The organism is Tistrella mobilis (assembly GCF_039634785.1).
Classification (GTDB): domain Bacteria; phylum Pseudomonadota; class Alphaproteobacteria; order Tistrellales; family Tistrellaceae; genus Tistrella; species Tistrella mobilis.
Genome location: NZ_JBBIAB010000003.1, coordinates 49,184 through 54,024, shown reverse-complemented (window position 1 = coordinate 54,024; position 4,841 = coordinate 49,184). Strand labels below are relative to the sequence as shown.

At 68.1% G+C, this 4,841-nt stretch carries 2 protein-coding genes; both read left to right on the top strand.

Annotated elements, in window-relative coordinates; genetic code table 11:
• Nucleotides 1-463: 463 nt before the first annotated feature.
• On the top strand, nucleotides 464-1,474 hold the full coding sequence (locus WI697_RS05200) for an efflux RND transporter periplasmic adaptor subunit (RefSeq protein WP_345957690.1): 1,011 nt from the start codon (nucleotides 464-466) through the stop codon (nucleotides 1,472-1,474).
• Nucleotides 1,474-4,566: an efflux RND transporter permease subunit gene (locus WI697_RS05195; RefSeq protein ID WP_345957689.1), complete on the top strand. Its 3,093-nt coding sequence runs from the start codon at nucleotides 1,474-1,476 to the stop codon at nucleotides 4,564-4,566. The genes WI697_RS05200 and WI697_RS05195 overlap by 1 nt, the downstream gene beginning before the upstream one ends.
• Nucleotides 4,567-4,841 lie beyond the last annotated feature (275 nt).

Genomic DNA, 4,841 nt, shown 5'->3' with positions numbered 1-4,841 from the left:
CGGCAGTCTTCATTCCGCTGGTGATCGAGCGATGATAGGCGCGGCTCTGGCGATGCGGCAACCTGCGAGGGGGTGTTCCGGTCGATGGTTGTTGATCGCCGGATGGCGCAGAGGTGAAGGCAGCCGCAGATCCTGCTATCGATGACCATGGGATCCGGCACGGTGCATTCCGCCACAGTTTCGGTGCCCATGAAGTTGCGCCCATTGGTAGGCCGGGAGATATTCCCGTGCAAGTGGATTTTTGGTTGCGGTCCAGTAGACAGGTGATGCCATGTCGTGTCACCCTCCATCCCGGACCAGTGACCGTTCGCGGTGTGTTGCGCCGCAGCAGGGGAGTGGGATGAGGGCGAGAGGCTGGATCACGCTGGTGATCGTTGCAGGCTTGGCCGGCGCCGCCGGCTGGGCGTGGCAGGCCGGTCTCGTGCCTGGCGTGCCTGCGCCGGGGGCGACGAAAGGGCCGGCCGTGGCCGGAACCGCCGCCACGCCGCCCCAGCAGCCCCCGGCGGCGCCGGCGATGAAGGTGGGCGTGGCCAAGGCCGGTCACGGCACGGCCTATGATCGCCTGATCACCTTCGGCACGGTGGAACCGGTGGCGCGCATCGTGCTGTCGCCGCAATCCGGCGGCCATGTGGTCGCGGTGCTGTTCCGCGAGGGGGAGACGGTGAAGCAGGGCCAGCCCCTGGTCCGGCTGGACCAGCGCGTGGCCGAGGCCGAGCTTGCAAGCGCCCGGGCGACCGCGGCGCTGGACGCCCAGAACCTGAAGCGCGACGAAGAACTGGGCCGCCGGGGCACCAAATCCCGCGCCGATATCGACCAGTCGCGGGCGGCGGTCGCGGCCTCGCGGGCGGCGCTGGAGGTGAAGCAGACCCAGCTCGACCTGCTCACCCTGCGCGCACCCATCGACGGCGTCGCCGGCACCCGCAAGATCGAGGTCGGCAGCTTTCTCTCTCCCGGTGAAGAGGCGCTGACGGTCGAGGACCGCTCCCGCCTGCGGGTGACCTTCCGGGTGTCGGAAAAACTTCTGCCCCGGCTGAAGACCGGCCTGCCGGTCACCCTCTCGTCCCAGAGCCTGGGCCCCGACCCCATCCAGGGGCGGGTGACGCTGGTCGATCCCTCGATCGAACCCGACAGCCGCAGCATCCTGCTCCGCGCCGAGCTGACCCAGGCCGAAATCGGCGGCCGGCCGATCCATCCGGGCCTGTTCGTCAATGTCGATCTGCTGCTCGACAGCCGCGAGGGCGCCGTACTGGTGCCGCGGCCGGCGGTGATGTCGTCGCTCTCGGGCGACTACGTCTATGTGGCCGACAATGGCAAGGCCGTCCGCCGCCCGGTGACCATCGGTGCCGATGGCGATGGCGGCACGGTCGAGATCGTGACCGGGCTCGATGCCGGTACGCCGGTGATCGTGGAAGGCCAGTTCAAGGTCGAGGACGGCATGCGGATCGATCCGGTACCGGCGGGCGGGGGCGGCTGATGCTGATCTCCGACCTCTGCATCCGCCGGCCGGTCTTCGCGATCGTGATCAACCTGATCCTGGCGCTGCTGGGGCTTTACGCGCTCAACCATCTGTCCATCCGCCAGCTGCCGGCGATGGATTTCCCCTATGTCACCATCACCACCATCTATCCCGGGGCTGCGGCCGAACAGGTCGAACGCCAGCTGACCACGCCGATCGAACAGGCGGTCTCGGGCATTTCGGGCGTGCAGCAGATCACCTCTCAAAGCCGCGCCGGCATGTCGCTGGTCCAGATCCAGTTCCGCCTGGGGCTGGACGGGCTGCTGCTCGCCAACGAGGTGCGCAACAAGGTGGCGCCGCTGACCGACACGCTGCCCCAGGCGGCGCGGGCGCCGGTGGTGGCGCAGCAATCGCTCGACGCCCAGCCGATCATGTTCCTGACGGTGGCGAGCGACAACCATGATGCGCTGGAGATCAGCGACACCGCCAACCGCCTGCTGCTGCCGCGGATCGCGGCGCTGGACGGCGTGGCCCAGGCGACGCTGCTGGGCGAGCGGCGCTATGCCATCCGCATCGTGCTCGACCCGATCCGCCTTGCGTCCTATGGCATCACCATTGGCGATGTCCGGGCGGCGATCGTCGCCCAGAATGCCGACGTGCCCGGCGGCGAAATCCGTACCCGCACCGACCGCACCGATGTGGTGGTGGAAGGGGCGCTGTCGACCGCGGCCGAATTCGACCGGCTGGTGGTGCGTGCCGAGCCGGGCTATCTGGTCCGCATTTCCGATCTGGGCCGGGCGGAGGTGGGGCCGGAAAGCCTGGACAACGCCATCCGCTTCAACGGCCGCGATGTGGTGGCCGTCGGCATCGTGCCGCAGAGCACCGCCAATCCACTCGACATCGCGAAACTGGTGAAGGCCGAGCTGCCGGCCCTGCAGGCCGGCCTGCCCGGCGGTTTCCGGCTCGAGATCGCCTTCGACAGCACGATCTATATCGACGCCTCGGTGCACGAGGTGTTCGAGACGATCGCGATCGCCGTCGCCCTGGTGCTGGGTGTGGTGGTCATCTTCCTGGGCTCGCTGCGTTCCAGCGCCATCGCGCTGGTCACCATCCCGCTGTCGCTCTTGGGCACGCTGGGGCTGATGGCGGCGATGGATTTCAGCATCAACACCCTGACCCTGATGGCGGTGGTGCTGGCGATCGGCCTGGTGGTCGACGATGCGATCGTCGAGATCGAAAACGTCCAGCGCCATGTCGATGACGGGCTGGATGCCTTCACCGCCTCCTTCCTGGGCAGCCGCGAGATCGGCTTTGCGGTGATCGCGACCACGTTGACCCTGGCGGCGGTCTTCGCGCCCATCGGCCTGGTCGGCGGCCAGATCGGCATGCTGTTCCGGGAATTCGCCTTCACTCTGGCGGGGGCCGTGCTGATTTCGGGCTTCATCGCCCGCACGCTGTCGCCGATGATGTGCGCGCGGCTGATCGGTGCCCGGGCCGAACACGGCTATGCCCGCAGGGTGGAACGGGCGACCGAGGCGCTGGCCCGCGGCTATGCCCGGCTGCTGGGCTGGCTGCTGCACCGGCGCTGGCTGGTGCTGCTGGGGGTGATCGCCGCCCTCTATGTCGGCTTCTCGGCGACCAGCCGGCTGAACTTCGCCTTCGCGCCGGTCGAGGATCAGGGCTATATCCTGTTCGATATCGAGGCGCGCGGCACCTCGACCCTCGATCATCTTCAGGATCAGATCGCCCGGGTGGAGGCGGTGCTGAAAACCGTGCCCGAGGCGACCGGCGTCCTCACCCTGCTCGGCAGCCCCAAGCCGTCCGCCGCCAATGCCTATCTGCTGCTGAAGCCCTGGGGGGAACGCAGCCGCAGCGCCACCGAAATCGGTGATGCGCTGAAGCCGCTGCTGGCGGCGATCCAGGGCCTGCGGATCGACGTTCTGCAGGTCAGCCCGCTGGGTGGCGGCGGCAGTTCGCGGCCGATCCAGCTGATGATCACCACCACCGGCAGCTATGACGATCTGGCCCGGACCATGGACCGGCTGGTGACGAAGGCCCGCGAGCTGCCGTCGATCGCGGACCCGGCCTCCAGCCTGGAGCTGGACCGGCCGCAGCTGGAGGTGACGCTGGACCGCGACGGCGCGGGCGAGCAGGGGGTGACGGCAACCGCGCTGGGCGACACGCTGCAGGCGGCGCTGGGCGGCAACCCGGTTTCCACCTTCACCAACCGCGGCGAACTCTACAAGGTGATCATCGACCTGCCGCCCGAATGGCGGGGCCAGGTGGAGACGATCAACACGCTGGAAATCCGCGGCAAGAGCGTCGATCCGCTGCCGCTGCGCGATTTCGTGGAGCTGCGCCGCACCGTCGGCGCCGACACGCTGGAGCACACCGACGGCCTGCGCTCGGCCACCTTTACGGCAGCGGTCGCCCCCGGTCATCAACTGGCCGAAGCCTTCCAGGCGCTGATGCCGCTGATGGGCGAGGTGCTGCAGCCGGGCATGAAGCCGGTGCTGGCCGGCGACGCCGCCAAGGCTTCGCAGGAAAGCGGCTCGGCCGGTCTGGTGCTGCTGCTGGCGCTGGTGTTCATCTTCTTCATGCTGAGCGCCCAGTTCGAAAGCTTCCGCGACCCGGTGATCGTGCTGGCCATCGCGCCGCTGGCGGTGGCCGGTGCGATCTTCACCCTGAGCGAGACCGGCGGCGGGCTGAACATCTACAGCTTCATCGGCTTCGTGACCCTGATCGGCCTGATCGCCAAGCACGGCATCCTGATCACCGAATTCGCCAATCAGCTGCGCGATGCCGGCCGCGACCGGACCGAGGCGGTGATTGAGGCGGCCGAAACCCGGCTCCGGCCGATCATCATGACCACGATCGCCACCGTGCTGGGCGCTGTGCCGCTGGCCATCGCCACCGGCGCCGGCGCCGGCGGGCGCCGCGAACTGGGCTGGGTGATCGTCGGCGGCATGACCTTTGGTACGTTCGTGTCGCTGTTCGTCATACCTGCGGTTTATACTCTGATTTCGCGGAAGCGGCGCAAGGTGCTGGTGGAACCGCCACCGCCCGATGCACTGCTTCAGCAGAGATTGAAGGATCGGACGGCATCATGACCGCGCCGGGTGTGAAAACCCCGCCACGGGATGCCGGCCAGATGGCGTACCGCCTGCGGAACCGGATGTCTCCGGGAATTCCGTTGGCGTTTCAGAGGAAGAATGGCACGCTCTGCGTGGATCATCAGTATGGTACGGGTGACCTTGCCCGCACGGCACTGTCCCTCCACGGTACTGCCCCACGACGGGCTGTCGTCCCTTCCCCCTTCCGACCCACCGAACGATCCCGGCAAGACTGGCCTATCCCGGCAAGACTGGTCCGGGCCCCTGGATGA

Coding starts and splice junctions, on each gene's coding strand:
- WI697_RS05195 (WP_345957689.1), top strand. CDS start 1,474: ATGCTGATCTCCGACCTCTGCATCCGCCGGCCGGTCTTCGCGATCGTG.